General features: G+C 60.1%; 15 protein-coding genes and 1 pseudogene. 4 read left to right on the forward strand and 12 right to left on the reverse strand.

The annotated features are described in order from the left end of the window. Window positions 1-27: 27 nt before the first annotated feature. From U6037_RS02120 to U6037_RS02145, 6 genes are read right to left on the reverse strand one after another with little or no spacing between them, the layout of a single operon-like run. A complete protein-coding gene (locus U6037_RS02120; protein ID WP_322845641.1) occupies window positions 28-1,707 on the reverse strand; it encodes an AMP-binding protein in 1,680 nt (559 codons plus the stop codon). Next, the gene (locus U6037_RS02125) at window positions 1,704-2,249 is read right to left on the reverse strand and encodes a hypothetical protein (RefSeq protein ID WP_322845642.1); all 546 of its coding nucleotides are present in this window, start codon (window positions 2,247-2,249) and stop codon (window positions 1,704-1,706) included. Before U6037_RS02125 ends, U6037_RS02120 begins: the two co-directional genes overlap by 4 nt. After that, window positions 2,246-2,500, reverse strand: a complete 255-nt coding sequence (locus tag U6037_RS02130) for an acyl carrier protein (RefSeq protein ID WP_064388843.1) — start codon at window positions 2,498-2,500, stop codon at window positions 2,246-2,248. Before U6037_RS02130 ends, U6037_RS02125 begins: the two co-directional genes overlap by 4 nt. 9 nt (window positions 2,501-2,509) lie before the next feature. Beyond that, window positions 2,510-2,770, reverse strand: coding sequence for a phosphopantetheine-binding protein (locus U6037_RS02135; protein ID WP_016983882.1), 261 nt, complete (start codon window positions 2,768-2,770; stop codon window positions 2,510-2,512). Further along, entirely contained in the window at window positions 2,751-3,560 is an 810-nt protein-coding gene (locus U6037_RS02140) for a lysophospholipid acyltransferase family protein (protein ID WP_322845643.1), read from the reverse strand. Before U6037_RS02140 ends, U6037_RS02135 begins: the two co-directional genes overlap by 20 nt. After that, a complete protein-coding gene (locus U6037_RS02145; RefSeq protein ID WP_242209598.1) occupies window positions 3,536-4,261 on the reverse strand; it encodes a beta-ketoacyl synthase chain length factor in 726 nt (241 codons plus the stop codon). Before U6037_RS02145 ends, U6037_RS02140 begins: the two co-directional genes overlap by 25 nt. A 356-nt stretch (window positions 4,262-4,617) precedes the next feature. Here U6037_RS02145 and U6037_RS02150 point away from each other — a divergent pair, with 356 nt between their 5' ends. Next, on the forward strand, window positions 4,618-5,388 hold the full coding sequence (locus U6037_RS02150; RefSeq protein WP_038360142.1) for a ParA family protein: 771 nt from the start codon (window positions 4,618-4,620) through the stop codon (window positions 5,386-5,388). Window positions 5,389-5,515: 127 nt separating this feature from the next. Here U6037_RS02150 and trxC read toward each other — a convergent pair whose 3' ends face one another. Beyond that, complete coding sequence (gene trxC, locus U6037_RS02155; protein ID WP_322845644.1) at window positions 5,516-5,950, reverse strand: thioredoxin TrxC; 435 nt, start codon at window positions 5,948-5,950, stop codon at window positions 5,516-5,518. 362 nt (window positions 5,951-6,312) lie between these two features. On the opposite strand from trxC, the gene U6037_RS02160 reads away from it, so the two are divergent. After that, the gene (locus U6037_RS02160) at window positions 6,313-6,660 is read left to right on the forward strand and encodes a helix-turn-helix domain-containing protein (protein WP_322847274.1); all 348 of its coding nucleotides are present in this window, start codon (window positions 6,313-6,315) and stop codon (window positions 6,658-6,660) included. A gap of 7 nt (window positions 6,661-6,667) precedes the next feature. Here the strand turns inward: U6037_RS02160 and selO are convergent, their stop codons facing one another. The 5 genes and pseudogenes from selO to U6037_RS29375 form a co-directional block, all read right to left on the reverse strand. Continuing rightward, a complete protein-coding gene (gene selO, locus U6037_RS02165) occupies window positions 6,668-8,131 on the reverse strand; it encodes a protein adenylyltransferase SelO (RefSeq protein WP_322845645.1) in 1,464 nt (487 codons plus the stop codon). A 48-nt stretch (window positions 8,132-8,179) separates the two neighbouring features. Next, window positions 8,180-11,533 (reverse strand): mechanosensitive channel MscK, encoded by a 3,354-nt coding sequence (gene mscK, locus U6037_RS02170; RefSeq protein WP_322845646.1) that lies wholly within the window; start codon window positions 11,531-11,533, stop codon window positions 8,180-8,182. A gap of 34 nt (window positions 11,534-11,567) precedes the next feature. Next, window positions 11,568-13,310 carry a potassium/proton antiporter gene (locus U6037_RS02175; RefSeq protein WP_007909521.1) on the reverse strand — a complete coding sequence of 581 codons (1,743 nt, stop codon included), beginning with the start codon at window positions 13,308-13,310 and terminating at the stop codon, window positions 11,568-11,570. A 325-nt stretch (window positions 13,311-13,635) separates the two neighbouring features. Continuing rightward, complete coding sequence (locus tag U6037_RS29370; RefSeq protein ID WP_371042268.1) at window positions 13,636-14,508, reverse strand: methyl-accepting chemotaxis protein; 873 nt, start codon at window positions 14,506-14,508, stop codon at window positions 13,636-13,638. Between the two features lie 30 nt (window positions 14,509-14,538). Beyond that, a pseudogene (locus U6037_RS29375) lies at window positions 14,539-15,291 on the reverse strand (MCP four helix bundle domain-containing protein); the annotation flags it as partial. A gap of 248 nt (window positions 15,292-15,539) precedes the next feature. On the opposite strand from U6037_RS29375, the gene U6037_RS02185 reads away from it, so the two are divergent. Together U6037_RS02185 and U6037_RS02190 are read left to right on the forward strand one after the other, a co-directional pair. Further along, window positions 15,540-15,770, forward strand: a complete 231-nt coding sequence (locus U6037_RS02185; protein WP_007909525.1) for a hypothetical protein — start codon at window positions 15,540-15,542, stop codon at window positions 15,768-15,770. After that, a complete protein-coding gene (locus tag U6037_RS02190) occupies window positions 15,767-16,069 on the forward strand; it encodes a cell division protein ZapA (protein ID WP_016987569.1) in 303 nt (100 codons plus the stop codon). The genes U6037_RS02185 and U6037_RS02190 overlap by 4 nt, the downstream gene beginning before the upstream one ends. The last annotated feature ends 22 nt before the right edge of the window (window positions 16,070-16,091 follow it).

Below are 16,091 nucleotides of genomic sequence, written 5' to 3' on the forward strand. Positions count from 1 at the left end.
CGATTGAGTGCGCAGCACTCACCAAGATCACTCATGCTCGATACCCAAAAGAATCCGCCCACTGGAACAGGTCGCCGTGTCATTGCGATAAGCGAAATACAACTTGCTGCGCTCCGGATCAAAGCGCAGATGCAGCTGGATTTCATCCCCCGGCCGCACCAGTTGCTGGAACTTCAGCACTTCCATCCCGGCAAACGGGCCGCTCAGATTCAGCAACTGCCGCCCAAGATTGAGCGCCCATTCCACCTGCACCACACCCGGCAATACTGGCGCTTTGGGAAAGTGCCCACTGAAATAAGCCAGATCCGGTGGCACGCTCAGTTGCAGACTCCATTCACCTTCGGTCTCGACCTGCGACAGCACTTGCGGCGCTTTCGGGCGCGGGGCAATCAGCAACGCTTCGACCTCGGCCTGCGGCAGTTTCCCCTGACTGTTCAACGGCAATTGCCGCATCAGCCGCCAGCGCCGAGGCAGTGCCAGGGCTTCACAGTGCTGGCGCAAATGCTGGCGCAGGGTTTCGGTCAGGCTGCGACGGCCGTGTTCACGCAAGGCAAACAGCCCCGAATCGCTGAGTACCAGCAGAGCACCCAGGGAGGCGCGATTTTCCTGGACCACGCCCAGGCGCGCTTCGGCAACCCATTCGTGGGTAACCAAGGCTTGTTCGAGCATGGGCAGCGAGATGCGTTTTTCTTCGAGTTTGACGATCCGGTCCAGCCTTCCGAGCAGTTCGAAGCGTCCATCGGCAGCGATACGCGCGGCGTCAGCGGTGTGCTCGATGTGTCCGACAGGCAGGTAAGGTGAGGCAACCAGCAGGGCGCCGTCGCTGTCCTGGCTCAGTTCGACATCGGCGAACGGTTGCCACAGTTGGTCGCCCTGACGCCAGGCAATGCCGCCGGTTTCCGAGCTGCCGAGGATTTCCGTCGGCCATTGCTGCAAGCGTTGCTGCAGGCTCTGCGCGGCTTCAAGCGGCAACGCGCCGCCTGACGAAAACACCCGGCGCACGGCACTGAGGGCCGGCCAGTCGAGGTTGTCGCCCATACGCTTGAGCAACGCCGGGCTGGCGACCCAGGCAAAGGCCGGATACTCGCGGCTGGCACGCTGCAAGTCCTCGGGAAACGCCAGTTGTTTGCGCACAAACGGGCGCCCGGCGCACAGCGGCCATAGCACGCGAAACAGCAAACCGTAGATATGCTGGGTGGCGACGCTGCCGATGATGCAGGCCTCACCGAGATCTGCGCCCCACAGTTGCTCCAGCGCTAGGACTTCGTTGGCCAGTTGGCGCAGGGATTTGTCGATGCGCTTGGGCTCGCCGCTGGAGCCGGACGTGCACAGGCTCAGACGGCACTGGTCGAGGTCCAGTTCGGCGCCGGGCAGCGGCGGTTGCTGAACGTCGTTCAGTTGCGTGTCATCGCCTTGATCGGTCAGCCACAGATCGACTTCAGCCGACCAGCGCTGGCGGGTTTGTGGTTGCAGATCCGAAGGCAGCAGAACGCTGACGCCAGCGCGCCATGCGCCCAGCAGAGCGATGGCCAGTTCGGCGGCATCTTCCAGATGCACAGCCAGGCGTTTCACGCCTTGCGCTTGCAGGCCGGCGGCAACGCTCAGGGCCTGTTCGCACAATTGCGCGTGATCGAGTGCCGGCGCAGCGCAGATCGCTCGTGCCGGCACAGGCTTGAGCAACAGCTGCTCAAGTTTTATCCAGTTCATGTACGGCCTCTTACCCGTTGTCGTATCAGCCATTCAATGGCAAACATCAGGCCGATCAATCCATAGGAGATCAGGCCGGTGTACAACATCCACCAATTCAGCGGCGCCCACAGGGTCAGGAGGGCGGCGCACAAACCGTTGCAGAAGAAAAACACGCTCCAGGCCACGGTGACCTTGCGTGTGTAACGAATCGCGATATCCGGCAGCTCTGGCTCACGCAGGCGCGCCATTCGCTCGACCATCGGCGGACCGTATTTCAGGCTCAAGCCGAACAGCACCAGCATGAAGCCGCTGATCAGCACCGGATACCAGCGCAGCAACAGCGGGCTGTCGAACAGCGCCAGCAGCAGGCAAAACACGATGGCCACGCAGGCCATCCACAGGCCGCCGGGCTTGCGTTCGCCGGTCAGCGCTCGCGCCAGCCACAGGCTGCCCAGCAGCAGGCCGAACTGCCATGGAGCAAAGTGCTCCATGCCGAAATACACCGCAAAGGGGTACAGCAGACCGGCCAGCAGCAGCCCGAGGCCGATCAATCGGCTCATGCGGCCGGTTGAACCAGACGGTAGACCGCCTCGACGACGTCGCCGACAGTGCGCACCGATTTGAATTCTTCGGCAGCGATTTTCTTGCCGGTCTGACGCTTGATGTGATCGATCAGGTCGACCGCGTCGATGCTGTCGATTTCCAGATCCTGATACAGATTGGAGTCCAGGCTCACACGGGCCGGATCCAGTTCGAACAGCTCGACCAAGGCATCGCGCAGGGTGTTGAAAATATCGTCACGAGTTTGCATGGTCCGGTCTCAAGCTGCCTGTTTTGCCGTGACGAACGCCGCAAGGCTGGCCACGTTGGTGAAATGGTTACGGGTGTCTTTGGCGTCGGCGTCGATCTTGATGCCGTATTTCTTCTGGATGGCCAGGCCCAGTTCCAGCGCGTCGACGGAATCCAGACCGAGGCCTTCGCCGAACAGCGTCTGCTCGTCGCCGATGTCGTCGACGCTGATGTCTTCGAGCCCGAGGGCATCGATGATCAGCAGTTTGATGTCACGATTCAGATCGCTCATCTTCGGCGAGCTCCTTAATGAAGTAGTTGTGCAAATAATCGTTGAGCTTGCGCGAGGCCTGCGGTGCGGGCCCCTGCGCGGCGAAGGCTTGTGGGTCTATATCGGCCCCGACGCGAAAACTGAAGTGCACCCGGCGGCTGGGAATCCGATACCAGGGTTCGGCTTTGGTCAATGTGGTCGGGCTGACCTTGATGATCACCGGTGTGAGGATTTTCGCACCGCGCAAGGCAATTGCCGCAGCACCCCGATGAAAGGCCGGCGCCTGGCCCGGCTGGGTGCGGGTGCCTTCGGGAAAAATGATCAGGGTCTGGCCGTTTTGCAGGGACTGCGCGGCGGCATCGAGCATGTCCATGCTGCCGTCGTTGCTGATGTACTCGGTGCTGCGCAATGGGCCACGCGTGAAGGGGTTTTCCCACAGGCTTTTCTTCACCACGCAATTGGCCTGGCGCACCAGGCCGATCAGAAACACCACATCGATCAGCGACGGGTGGTTGGCGATGATCATCTGCCCCGGTCGGCCCAGGCGTTCAGCGCCCTGGATGTCGTAGGTCAACACGCCGGTGCGGGCCATGAACCGCACGAAAAACCAGAACAGCCGGCTGACGGTCTGCCGCGCGCGATGGCGATGCGCAAGGGCGTCACCGGGCAGGCAGCCCAGCAGCGGAAACACCAGCACGCGCAGGCACAACCCGCCAAGCCCGAACAGGGCGAAGCTTGCGGCGGTGGCCAGCAGGCGCCAGTAGTAGGCGTTGCGGTTTTTCTCGGTCACGGGTTGCGTTGCCAGGTCCATACACGATTTTTCCAGGCATGTTGGCAATGGGGTTGCTGGCCGAGCAGGGTTCGCAGCAGATTGAGCGCGTGAGGCCAGTGCGCTTTTGACCGTGTTTCTGTGGTGCTGTTCAGGGTCAGCCGCCAGTCGGTACCGGGGGTGAGCAAAAGACCCAGCGCGTACGGGAACGGCACGTCGTCGATCCACGCGGAATAAGCTTCGGGCGGTTGTTCTTCGGTGATCACCAGCAGCACCGCCGGGGCGCCCTCATTGAGCAGGGCAGCGGCTTCGAGCATGCCGTGTTCGAGGCCGTCGCCGGCAGCGGCGAGGGCAGTCATTTCGCTGGTCTCGCCGCGCATGATCGACCACAGGCCGATGATCGCGTTGTGCACCGAGAGACTGAACTGGGTCGGCGACAGCGGCTGTTCGCTGGCCAGATCACTGAGAATCTCGTAAGTACGTGGGGTTTCGCCGTGTCGCGAGACAAACACCAGCGGCAGATTCTCGCGCCCGTCGGCCAAGGGCCAGCCAACGCTGAACGCCATGCGCGCCAGTCGACTGAGACGGCGGCGCTGCATGGCCGGCAAAAACGACACATCGGGCGCGGCATCACTGCTCTGGAGCACGACCGGTTGTCGGCTCCAGGCCTGCCAGGCGTCCACGCTGTCGAGGCCAGGGGCCCACGCGCGCCATTGGGCGATGTTGAAGTTGATCACGGACATTCATCCCGCCCCTGCGGGCTTTCGTTGACGCGTTTAGTGGCCAAGGCCGCAGCAGGCTTGGCGTGGCGCTGGGCGCCGAGTGGCGCGCATTATCCCGGTGCGACGAGTGTGTAGCAAATGCTGGTTACATTTTGCGCAACGAAATGTACCGAGTGGTTCGCCAGAAAGCTGTCATTTGGCCATTATCCAGATCGACAGCGGCTTGTCTGTCGGGTTTCTCGCCGATCGATGGCGGTTATCGCACTGTCTGCCCGCAGATATTTGCGCCTGACTCTGTAGTCCATGTCCATGAAGGTAGCGAAGCGAGGTCGCGCGCATCTACACTCGGTCATTCTTTGATACACGGAGGTTTGGTCATGCGGCGCGTGGTGTTCAATCAGAAAGGTGGCGTAGGCAAATCCAGCATTGCCTGCAATCTGGCGGCGGTCAGCGCCAGCGAGGGTTATCGCACGCTGTTGGTGGATCTCGATGCCCAGGCCAACTCCACTCAGTATCTGACCGGGCTCACCGGCAACGACATCCCGATGGGTATTGCCGACTTCTTCAAGCAGACACTGTCCTCGGGGCCGTTCTCGAAGAAGAATCAGGCGGACATTTACGAAACCCCGTTCGACAACCTGCACATCATCACCGCGACGGCCGAGCTGGCCGACTTGCAGCCCAAGCTTGAGGCCAAGCACAAGATCAACAAACTGCGTAAGTTGCTCGATGAGTTGTCCGAGGATTACGACCGCATTTACCTCGATACGCCGCCAGCACTGAATTTCTATGCGGTATCGGCGTTGATTGCCGCTGATCGCGTGCTGATTCCTTTTGATTGCGACAGTTTCTCGCGCCAGGCCCTGTATGGGCTGATTGCTGAAATCGAAGAGTTAAAGGATGACCACAATGAAGGCCTGGAAGTCGAAGGCATCGTGGTCAATCAGTTTCAGGCCCGGGCGAGCCTGCCACAGCAGATTCTTGATGAGCTGATCGCTGAAGGTTTACCGGTATTGCCGGTGTACCTGACCAGTTCGGTGCGCATGCGCGAATCGCACCAGGCCAGCATGCCGCTGATCCACCTCGACCCGCGACACAAGCTGACCCAGCAGTTCGTCGAACTGCACAATCTGCTCGAAGATCACTGATCTCTTGAGCTACGCAGATCCCCTGTAGGAGTGAGCCTGCTCGCGATAGCTTCCTTTCAGTCACTCAAGTGTTGGCTGACAGGACGCTATCGCGAGCAGGCTCACTCCTACATTGTTTGGCGGTGTGTCAGATCCCTTGGCTACGCAGCCACGCCATCAACTGCGGCAACGGAAACGCGCCACTCTGCCGCGCCACTTCCCGACCGTTCTTGAACAGAATCAGGCTCGGAATCGAGCGAATCCCCAACTGCGCCGACAACTGCTGATTCGCCTCGCTATCAAGCTTGGCCAAACGGCACTTGCCTGCCAACTGCGCTGCCGCCTGCTCGAATACCGGCGCAAATGACTTGCACGGCCCACACCACTCCGCCCAGACATCCACCAACAGCGGCAGATCGCCTTTGATCTGGCTGGCGTAATCATCTTGCTTGAGTTCGAACGGTTTGCTCAACAGCACGGCGGATTTGCAGCGTCCGCACTTGGGCTGGTCCGCCAGGCGCTCGGCGGGGATGCGGTTGAGGCCGTTGCAGGAGGGGCAGGGGATGAGGAGTGGTTCGGACATGATGGGTTCTCAGGCAGGAAGTCTATGAGACTGATCTGGAGGCAAAGTCGCGATTATCAAGGAATTGATCTGTAGGTCTTTACCTTCCTCAGTTGAGGAAAGGGCCTACGCACGTCTGCGCGGAGGCTGACTATCTGTATTTTATCTAATCGGTCATCTTGTGCAGACCTGAGCGAAATACCATTCCTATGACCGCCAAGACAGTCAAACGCCTTCCACTCTCGGAGCTTTTGAAGGGCTCTGAATATCTAAAAACCTTAAATGCCCGGACGAGTTGTTCGCTCACTGGGGACTCTGTTGGCTTTGAAAGTGTTTGCCTTGATTCCGGTGCGGACCAAAGTCCGGGTCTCTTAACTCGTTTTCTGCAGTTGCCAGAAAACGAAGACGACTACGATGCTTTGGTATTGGCAATCGACGAACTGCTGGATATTACCGGCGATGATGAGTCGCACCCGTTGATGAGCTTGGTCGACATCATCGGTGACTGGATCGAAGCATGGGATCACACCCATCACCCCATGGCCCAGGCAAGTGGCGAAGAGGTTCTCGGTTACATGATGCGTGAGCACGGCCTGACTCAGAGCGACTTGCCGGGTGTTGGTACTCAGTCGGTTGTTTCGGAGATTTTGAACGGCAAGCGCAAGCTTAACTTGCGCCAGATTCGTTGGTTGGCAGAGCGCTTCAATGTGCCAATCGATGTGTTTACCTGATGCTGGTTCAAGACGAACAACTGATCTCCAAATGCTTGCCCCACTCCGGCGGCCGCTCGGCATAACCGTCCATCCCCGGCTGCTCTTCAAACGGTGTGCTCAGCACCGCGTGCAGCCGGCGTACTTCTGAGTAATCCCCTTGCTCAGCCGCATCGATGGCTTTTTGCGCCAGGTAATTGCGCAGGATGTACAGCGGATTGACCGCATGCATCCGCGCTTGGCGCTGCGTTTGATCAGCATCGCCATCGCGGGCAACCCGGGCGACGTAGCGTTCACCCCAGGCATCAAAACCCTTGATGTCGACGAAGTCATCACGCAACCGGGCGACGGCCTGTTCGGCTGACTCTTCACCGAGTCGGCGGAAGAACAGCGTGTAGTCGACGCCGCTGTTCTGCATCAGTTGCAACAGGTCTTCCAGCAGCTTCTGGTCATCGTCTTCGGCTGTGGTGAAACCCAAGCGGCGGCGCATCAGGTCGAGGTAGTGCGCCTGAAACAGCGGCAGGTACAAGCCAAGGGTTTCGCGCAGGGCTTCGACGCTGATGAACGGTGTCAACGCTTGAGCCAATGCACTGAGGTTCCACTGGCCAACCGGCACCTGATTGCTGAACGAGTAGCGACCCTGATCATCCGAATGGTTGCAGATGAAATTGGCGTCGAAGTCATCGAGGAAAGCAAACGGGCCGAAGTCGAAGGTGATGCCGAGGATCGACATGTTGTCGGTGTTCATTACGCCGTGACAGAAGCCATAGGCCTGCCACTTGGCGATCAGTTCGGCGTTGCGCTCGACGATCTCGCGGAACATCGCCAGATACGGTTCCGGTTGCTCCAGGCACTCAGGGAAGTGCATCGCCAGCACGTGCTCGCCGAGTTGCTTCTGCTGTTCTGGACGCTTGGTGTAGTAAAAATATTCGAAGTGGCCAAAGCGGATATGACTCGGCGCCAGACGCAGGACCATCGCCGCGCGTTCCTGCTTTTCGCGCCAGACCGGGGTGTCGGAGCCGATCACGCAGGCTGCACGCGAGGACGGAATGTTCAGTGCGTACAGCGCTTCGGACGCCAGGAACTCGCGGATCGACGAACGGAGTACCGCCCGACCATCGCCCATGCGCGAAAACGGCGTCTGCCCGGCGCCCTTCAAATGCAGGTCCCAATGCTCGCCGGCCGCGTTGTACACCTCGCCCAACAACAAGCCACGGCCATCGCCGAGTTGCGGCGTGTAGCCGCCGAACTGATGCCCGGAATAGACCATCGCCCGCGGCTCGGCATCGGTCCACAGCTTGTGGCCGCCAAACAGTTCGGCAAATTCGTTGGTTTCGGCGGTCGCCGGGTCGAGATCCAGCAAGGCCAGCGCCGCCGGGCTCGCCACGACCAGACGCGGATTGTCGATCGGCTCGGGTAGCACGTGGGCGGAGAATGCGTCGCCCAGGCGGGCGAAGCGATTGTCGAAGGTCAGTTCGTCGAGGGCTTTCAAGGGCCGGCTCCAGCAGAATGTCCGAGCATTCTGCTGGGAATAGACCGGTTAGTCGAGTTTGGCCGGCGGCGGCTCTTGCAGCGGTTTCTGATCGTCGGCGACCGGCACGATGGTTTTGGTTTCCGGCTCGATCGGCACCATCTTGTATTCCTGACCGTGGAGGTTCTTCAGGTACACCTCCATCTGGCGGAACGAGATGTTGATGTGCTGCTTCTTGAACTCGCGGTTGATGAAACGGTTGACTTCATCGAGCACCGGGTTACGGTCGCCGAGATCGCGCACGTGCATGCGCAACTCGTGGTCGAGGGTGCTTTCGCCGAAGTTGAGGAAGTACACGTGCGGCTCGGGTTCTTTGAGCACGCGCGGGTTTTCCCGGGCAGCCTTGAGCAGCAGTTCCTTGACCAGATCCAGATCCGAGCCGTAGTCGACGCCGAGCTTCAGCGTGACGCGGGTGATGGTGTCGGTCAGCGACCAGTTGATCAGTTGCCCGGTGATGAAGGTCTTGTTCGGGACAATGATGTCCTTGCGGTCGAAGTCGGTGATGGTCGTGGCGCGGATGCGGATCTTGCTCACCGTGCCCGACAGGTTGCCGATGGTGATGGTGTCACCGATCCGCACCGGGCGTTCGAACAGAATCATGATGCCGGAAATGAAGTTCGCAAAAATCTCCTGCATACCGAAACCGAGGCCGACCGACAGCGCCGCCACCAGCCATTGCAACTTGTCCCAACTGACGCCGAGGGTCGACAGGGTCGAGACGAAACCGACACCGGCAATCACGTAAGACAGCAACGTGGTGGTCGCGTAGGCACTGCCCTGAGCGAGGTTGAGCTTGGACAGCACGAACACTTCGAGCAGGCCCGGCAAGTTGCGCGCGAGGGCGAAGGTGATGCCGATGATGATCAGTGCACCAAGCATGTCGCCGATGCTGATTGGCACCATGCTCATGTTGGCGCCGGTGCCGCTGGTGTATTCGTAGAGCGTGATGTTGTCGAGGTACGAGAAGACCGAAATCAGGTCCGACCAGACCCAGTACAGCGCGGCGATGAAGCCGCCGAGCAGGGCCAGGCGGATCAGGCGCAGGGACTGTTCGTTGACCTTTTCGATGTCCAGCGTCGGCTCTTCGATCACCGCTTCGCCGTCGCCGGCCTCTTTCGCCGCCTGCCGTTTGGCCAGGGCGCGCTGATAGGCCAGACGTCGCGCGGCGACGCTCAGGCCACGGACGAACGTCGCTTCGATCACCAGCCAGAACATCAGCAGGTACAGGGTGTTGATCAGGCGGTCGCTGAGTTTCAGTGCGGTGTAGTAGTAGCCAAAGCACACGGCGACGAACAACGCGATCGGCAGCAGGGTGAACATCACCCCGACGGCTTTGCGGAACAGTGAGGTGTTCTCGTGGGCCGGGCTGCTGATCAGCAAGCGACTGAGCAGCCACGCCATCAGGGCGTAGCAGGTCAGTACCACCGGCATGCCGAGCACGTCGTCGGCCAATGCCGCCGGTTGCAATTCGGCGACGGCAACAATGGTCACCAGCGCCATGACCACCAGACCCAGTCGGCGGATCCAGCCTTGGAGGAATTCGACCTGCGGTTTTTCCCAGCGGAAGTGCAATTCCGCCACACCACCCGGCGCGAGAATCCGGTAAGCGGTGTAGAACACCAGCCACGCCTGACCCATTTGCAGCAGTGCTGCGCCCATGTTGGTGTTCTGCCCGCGAGCGTCGATCTGCAACGCCAGACCGCACAGCGCCAGACCCAATGCGACCGGCATTGCCAGCAGAATATTGATCAGGATCGCCTGCGGCGTGTGCCACTGGCTGTCACGTTTGAAGTGGCCGATGTCCTGGTGAACCTTGTTCAGCCGTGCGTACAGATTCTTGCGCCGCCACAGCAGTGCACCGATCAGCAGTGCCAGCGGCAGGAACAGCAACGGCCGTTGGGTCAGGCCGTCGGTCAGCTCGCTGAGGCTGGAGGCCCACGGCAGGGTGTCGACCTGGCGTTTCAGGCGCTCCGGCACCGCGCGCATCCATTCCAGATCCAGCGGCTTGTTGCTGGGAATCCAGAACATCTGCTCATCGAGCGTCGCACGCAGACCTTGCGCGGTGCTCAGCAGTTGTTTCTGGTTGAGCTGCAGGGTGATCGACTCGTTGAGCATGGCGCTCAGTTCGCGATTCAGCCGCTCCAGCAGGTCGGCGCGGGTGTTGGCCAGCTCCAGCAGGTTTTTGCGCAATTGCGGGGTGACCTGCTCCGGCGGCTGAGTGGCCAGCAGGTTGTCGACATAGGCGGCCGGATTACTCAGCTGCTCACGCTGCTGGCTGACGTCGAATTGCCACAGGCGAATGTCGGCGATCTGATCCGCCAGATCGCGGTCGACCTTGAGCCGCGGCAGGGCTTGTTTCTGCTTATAGAGAATCTTCGACAGCAGCAGGCTGCCCTTGAGCACGCTGATCTGCTCGTCCAGCGCTGAATCGCTTTGGGTCAGGCTGTCGAGCTGTTGTTTGGTCTGCAGATTCTGCTGGGTGACTTCGTTGAGGCGGTCAGTGCTTTTGAGCAGGTAGTCGGAGAGCTTGAGGTTCGCCGTGCTTTCGATGGCCAGCAGACTGCTGCTCCCGGCCTTCTGCGCTTCGATCGATTGCTGCGTTACGGTTTCCTGCGATTGCGCCAGACGTTTCTGGTTGATCAGGGTTTGCAGTTCCTGGATCTCGCGGTCGAGGCGCTCGGACTTCTCCGAGAGCAAGTCATGCTGGGCGTTGCCCAGATCCTGCAACTGGCTGTTGCCGGCCAGCTCCTGACGACGCAGGGGAATCAGCGCATTCAGCGCCGCCAGTTCGGCGTTCAACTGGTCGCGTTGCTCGGCGGTGACGGTTTTACCCGCGTCCTTGCCGGACTTGAGGATGTTGTTGATCTGCTGGATGCGCGTCTGGCTGGCGGAAATTTCCGCTTGCGCGCGCTCCGGGCGGGTCTGCGCGGTGATGATCAGACTGTTGGCGTCGGCCAGCGCTTTTTGCAGATCACTTTGCTGGGTCGAGCGATCGGTGAGGATCTGCTCCAACTGCTGGATCGACTCTTTGGGGAAGCGCTGCGCCACCGGCACCACGGCCGTAGCCTTGAGGCGGGTCAGTTCGCGGGTGCTTTCAATGGTCTGCTTGGGCGCGGTCGCCAGTTGCTGCTTGAGATCGATCAGCTTCTGCTCGTAATCACGCTGATTGTTTAGCTGATTGAGCGTGTTCTGCAGGACGGTCTGCAGGGTCTTCTTGTCAGCATCCGGCAGTTTGCTGTCGGCCAGTTTGTCGAGGCTGGCCTGCACGGCGTCGCTGGACGGTGGTTCGGCGGCGTACAGTGGGCCGACAGTAAGACTCAGGCCCAGCAGGGCCGCGGCGAAAAAGGAGCGCAGGGTAGGCATAGAGACCGGTCAAGCAAGTGAGAGTGGACGCAGTTTAGAGGAAGAGCCCGGGACCCGGGCGACTTCCTTCGGGGAATCTGACGCCCACTTTGCCGATCTTGTTCCCGTCCATGACCGCAACCGTCCAGTGGGTGTTGTTCCACTCCACCTGGTCACCGACGATGGGAGCACCACCGACTTTGTGGGCGATGAAGGCGCCCAGGGTCATGTCTGGATCGATGCCCTCGGCCGGCAACCCGTAGAGCGCCGCAACCGCTTTAAGCTGGGCGTCTCCTTCGAGCACGAAGTCGCCGAAGAAACGCAGATCGAGACCCCGTTGCGGCGCCTGGCTGAACAGTTTTCCGAGGGCGCCAAGGTTGTGTTCATGGCCGATAACACACAGTAAATCATCGACTTCCAGCACCGTACTACCCGACGGATGGAGCAGTTGCTGGCCACGAAACAGGGCGGCGATACGCGTGCCTTCGGGCATTTTCAGCTCGCGCAGGGGCGAACCGATGCACCATTTCTCCGCGCCGAGCTTGTAAACAAACAGCTCCCACTCGCTGGTGACATGGACTTCCAGCGCCGCCCGGGAAATCGGCGCGGGCTCTGGCGGTACCGTCACTTTCAACAGCTTGGCTACCCACGGCAGGCTCGTGCCCTGCACCAGCAGTGACACCAGCACGATGAAAAACGCGAGGTTGAAGTACAGCTGCGCATTCGGCAGCCCGGCCATCAGCGGGAAAACCGCGAGAATGATCGGTACCGCACCGCGCAAACCAACCCAGGAAATAAAGGCTTTCTCGCGGCCATGGAAGGCTTTGAACGGCAGCAGACCGACCATCACCGACAACGGCCGCGCAAACAGAATCATCCACAGTGCCAGACCCAGGGCGGGCAAGGCGATCGGCAGCAAGTCGTGCGGCGTCACGAGCAGCCCCAAGACCAGGAACATGCCGATCTGTGCCAGCCAGGCCATGCCATCGAGCATATGCAGAATGCCGTGACGACTGCGCACAGGGCGGTTGCCGATGACCAGACCGCACAGATAAACCGCGAGGAAACCGCTGCCATGCAAGGCGTTGGTCAACGCGAACACCACCAGACCGCCGGCAATCACCAGAATCGGATACAGCCCGGCAGCAAGGTTTATGCGATTGACCAGTTGCAGCATCAGCCAGCCACCGCCGAGACCGATCACGCCACCAATGCCGAACTCGCGGATCAGGTGGGTCAACAGGCTCCAGTGCAGTCCGGTCTGGCCGCTGGCGAGCATATCGATCAGGGTCACGGTGAGAAACACCGCCATCGGGTCGTTGCTGCCGGATTCGATTTCCAGACTGGCGGTGACCCGTTCGTTCAGACCTTTGCCGCCGAGCAGCGAGAACACTGCTGCGGCGTCGGTTGAGCCAACGATGGCGCCGATCAACAGACCTTGAATCAGATTAAGGTCGAACAGCCAGGCAGCGGCCATGCCGGTCAGCCCGGTGGTGATCAATACCCCAACCGTGGCCAGCGACAGTGCCGGCCATAACGCCACGCGGAAACTCGACACCCGCGTGCGCAAGCCGCCGTCGAGGAGGATCACCGCCAGCGCGAGGTTGCCGACCAGATAGGCCGTCGGGTAGTTATCGAAAATGATCCCGCCGCCATCGACCCCGGCGGCCATGCCGACCGCAAGAATAATGACCAGAATCGGGATGCCGAGACGGGAAGACAGCGAACTGACAAGAATGCTTGCGCCTACCAGCAACGCGCCGATCAAGAACAGGCTGTTGATGGTCGTCGCATTCAAAGGCAGTACTCCAGAAGCGTAAAGACGGGCACAAACTGACCATGCAGTCTGCGTGCCAGCGATTCTAACCTGTTGAAATGTGATGCTGTCAAAAAGGTTTTTACGCTGGCGTGTTCGGGATTTTGGTTCGGCTGAAGATTGCAGCCCTCACCCTAGCCCTCTCCCAGGGGGAGAGGGGACTGATCGCGGTGTTGGTGCGAGGTACATCGACCTGAAAATTCTGAGTCGAACTCAGGTTTTGAAAAACACGAAAATCTGCTCCCTTTCCCCCTCTCCCTCTGGGAGAGGGCTGGGGTGAGGGTGCTTTTGATCTTGATCTACTAAGTTAAAGGCTGAACCGCCCAACCATGTTGTTCAGGTCCAGCGCCAACCGCGACAGCTCATTGCTCGCCGCACTCGTCTGATTCGCCCCGGTCGCCGATTGCACCGACAAATCACGAATATTCACCAGATTACGATCCACTTCCCGCGCCACTTGCGCCTGTTCTTCGGCGGCGCTGGCGATCACCAGGTTGCGCTCGTTGATCTCGACGATGGCGGTGTTGATGGTGTCCAGCGACATGCCGGCACCACGGGCGATGTTCAAGGTCGACTCGGCGCGCTCGGTGCTGTTGCGCATCGAGTCCACGGCGTGTTCGGTGCCACTCTGAATGCTGCCGATCATCCGCTCGATTTCGCTGGTCGACTGCTGAGTGCGGTGCGCCAAGGCACGTACTTCATCCGCCACCACAGCAAAACCGCGACCTGCTTCACCGGCCCGCGCCGCTTCAATCGCTGCGTTCAGTGCCAGCAGGTTGGTCTGATCGGCCAGACCACGAATCACATCCAGCACTTTGCCAATGTCGCGGGATTCATTGGCCAGATCACCGATCAACGACGCAGTGCTCTGCACATCGGCGCTCATGCGTTCGATGGCGCTGACGGTTTCCTGCACCAGATCACGACCATCGCCCGCCGAAGTGGTGGCGTTCTTCGAGGCTTCCGAGGTGCTCACGGCGTTGCGTGCAACTTCTTCCACGGCGCTGGTCATCTCGTTGACCGCAGTGGCCGCCTGTTCGATTTCATTGTTCTGCTGGGTCAGGCCGCGCGCGCTTTCGTCGGTGACGCTGTTCAGTTCTTCAGCCGCCGAAGCCAGCTGAGTGGCGGAACCGGAAATGCGCTGCAAGGTGTCGCGCAGTTTCGATTGCATCTTCGCCATCGCTGCCAGCAGGCGACCGGCTTCGTCACTGCCATCGACGTGGATCGGCTGGGTCAGGTTGCCCTCGGCGATGGTTTCTGCCGCATCCAGGGCCTTGGCGATCGGGCGGGTGATGCTGGTGGTCAGCAACCAGGCGAACAGCAGCGTCAGGCCGGTGGCGATCACCAACAGCGTCACCACCAGGTCGAACGCCGAAGAATACTGATCGGCCGCTTGCTGATTGGTCTCGCTGATTTGCTCGCCATTGATTTGCATCAGACGGTTGAGCACGGTGTTCATCGCTTCGGAGTTGTTGAGCAGCTCGGTGTTGAGCAGGTTGCGCAGCTCATCCACCTGATTATTGCGCGACAGGCTCTTCATGCGGTCTTCGATCTGGCGATACTGGCCGAGCAGCTGCACGTACTGGTCGTATGCCGCACGTTCCTCAGGGCTGCCGATCAGTGGCTCGTAGGCGGTTTGAGCTGCGCGAATCTGCTGGTTACGCATGTCCAGCAACTCAACGGTTTTCTGCTGCACGTCGGGCTCGCGGTTGACCAGCAAGCGGTACGACAGCACGCGCAGGCGCAGGGTCAGCTGGGTGAATTCGTCGAGGTTCTTGATGCTCGGCACGCTGCTGGACGAGATGTCCTCGGCGGCGCCGCGGATTTTGCTCATCTGGTTCAGGGCGAACACGCCGAGAATCAGCATCAGGCCGCCGATCAAAGCGAAACCGGTAAACGCCCGTGGGGCGATATTCATATTGCGGAGGGACATGGGCGGATACCAAGAGAGGGCCGCTTCCATGCGGGCTGAGACTGCGATATGGATGACTTATCGGTCATGCGACTAAAGTCTTGAGGCACTGTGCGTATTTGTCGCAGAAGGGCTCGGGCGACGAAGTGCAGGAACCAGATCGGCAGATCACAGTCTTTAAAACTCGCAGGAACGGTCCGCCACCAGGAAAATCAAGGCTTTGCGCCGGTTTAACCCTGGCATCCGTGGTGACTTTTCTTTATCGTACGCGCCCTTTGAAAAACGCTTGGAAGATCAAAATGTTGGAAGCATCCCTCAGCCAATTGGAACAGCTCGTCAGCGACCTGGTGCAACAGAACCAGACACTCGCGCAAACCAACCAGACCCTGTCCACGGAACTGGCCCAGGCCAAGGATGAAAACGAAAGCCTGCAACTGAACCTGATGGAGCAGGAAGAAAAGCACGGCGCCACCGCTGCACGCATTCAAGCCCTGGTTGATCGCGTCAACGCAGGTCCTGTCAGCGCATGAACCACCACACAGCAGGGGTAAAAGTCGTCTCCATTCTTGGGGAGGACTATTCGATCAAGGCACCGGCCGGGGAAGAACAGACCCTGCTGGACGCGGCCATGATGCTCAAGGCAGCGCTGGATGACACCAAGCGCAAATACCCGACACTGATCGGTGACCGCTTGCTGGTGCTGGCGGCGATGAATCTGTGCTCGCAGCAGATCGAAATGAAGAAGCAACATCAGGAAGAGCTCGACCGTTACCAAGAGCAAGTCAGCGCCACGGTCGACACTATTGCCAAGACCATCAATCAGGGTTGAAGTCTCTGGGGTGGACCCTAGC

The sequence above is a fragment of the Pseudomonas sp. B33.4 genome (assembly GCF_034555375.1).
Classification (GTDB): Bacteria; Pseudomonadota; Gammaproteobacteria; order Pseudomonadales; family Pseudomonadaceae; genus Aquipseudomonas.

Bases quoted from the DNA above. Each gene is read 5' to 3' on its own strand.
- U6037_RS02120 (WP_322845641.1), bottom strand. From the start codon at position 1,707: ATGAACTGGATAAAACTTGAGCAGCTGTTGCTCAAGCCTGTGCCGGCA.
- U6037_RS02125 (WP_322845642.1), bottom strand. From the start codon at position 2,249: ATGAGCCGATTGATCGGCCTCGGGCTGCTGCTGGCCGGTCTGCTGTAC.
- U6037_RS02130 (WP_064388843.1), bottom strand. From the start codon at position 2,500: ATGCAAACTCGTGACGATATTTTCAACACCCTGCGCGATGCCTTGGTC.
- U6037_RS02135 (WP_016983882.1), bottom strand. From the start codon at position 2,770: ATGAGCGATCTGAATCGTGACATCAAACTGCTGATCATCGATGCCCTC.
- U6037_RS02140 (WP_322845643.1), bottom strand. From the start codon at position 3,560: ATGGACCTGGCAACGCAACCCGTGACCGAGAAAAACCGCAACGCCTAC.
- U6037_RS02145 (WP_242209598.1), bottom strand. From the start codon at position 4,261: ATGTCCGTGATCAACTTCAACATCGCCCAATGGCGCGCGTGGGCCCCT.
- U6037_RS02150 (WP_038360142.1), top strand. From the start codon at position 4,618: ATGCGGCGCGTGGTGTTCAATCAGAAAGGTGGCGTAGGCAAATCCAGC.
- trxC (WP_322845644.1), bottom strand. From the start codon at position 5,950: ATGTCCGAACCACTCCTCATCCCCTGCCCCTCCTGCAACGGCCTCAAC.
- mscK (WP_322845646.1), bottom strand. From the start codon at position 11,533: ATGCCTACCCTGCGCTCCTTTTTCGCCGCGGCCCTGCTGGGCCTGAGT.
- U6037_RS29370 (WP_371042268.1), bottom strand. From the start codon at position 14,508: ATGGCGAAGATGCAATCGAAACTGCGCGACACCTTGCAGCGCATTTCC.
- U6037_RS02185 (WP_007909525.1), top strand. From the start codon at position 15,540: ATGTTGGAAGCATCCCTCAGCCAATTGGAACAGCTCGTCAGCGACCTG.
- U6037_RS02190 (WP_016987569.1), top strand. From the start codon at position 15,767: ATGAACCACCACACAGCAGGGGTAAAAGTCGTCTCCATTCTTGGGGAG.